The organism is Mesorhizobium sp. M1A.F.Ca.IN.020.06.1.1, assembly GCF_004023265.1.
GTDB lineage: Bacteria > Pseudomonadota > Alphaproteobacteria > Rhizobiales > Rhizobiaceae > Mesorhizobium.
This window is the reverse complement of the sequence record NZ_RZSR01001832.1, coordinates 1-419: the sequence shown is the minus strand read 5'-3', so window position 1 is coordinate 419 and position 419 is coordinate 1. Positions and strand designations below refer to the sequence as shown.

The window sequence follows — 419 nt, the reverse complement described above, 5'->3', positions numbered from 1 at the left end:
GGAAGAGGAGCTGCTGTCACTGCCCCTCCTCTACCGCTCGGCACTGTCCTCGCTTTCGGTGGCGCGAGCCACTTCGCTCGACAGCGCACTGATTGCTTACCTCGAAGCGCTCTGCCTGCGCGGCTATTTTTACCTCTATGGCGCGCGGCGATCCTTGAGAACGCGCATCGGCGACTTCTTCCTGCACGACTGGCCGGCGGCGATCCGCGACTTGTGGCGCGAGGTGTGGGCATCGGTCGCCTTGACGGTGATCGGCGCCATTGCCGGGTACTGGCTGGTCGCCTCCGACAAGCGCTGGTACGACGCCATCATCGCGCCGAGCCTCGCCGGCGGGCGCAATCCGGATTCGTCGGCCGAGATGCTGCGCAGCGTGCTTTATGGCGGCGGCGACCACTTTCTGTCGGGCTTCGCCGCTTATC

Annotated in this window: 1 pseudogene; it reads left to right on the top strand. The window is 65.6% G+C overall.

Going from position 1 to position 419, the window contains the following annotated elements:
- Positions 1-419 (top strand): annotated as a pseudogene (locus EOA60_RS37125) (stage II sporulation protein M); the annotation flags it as partial.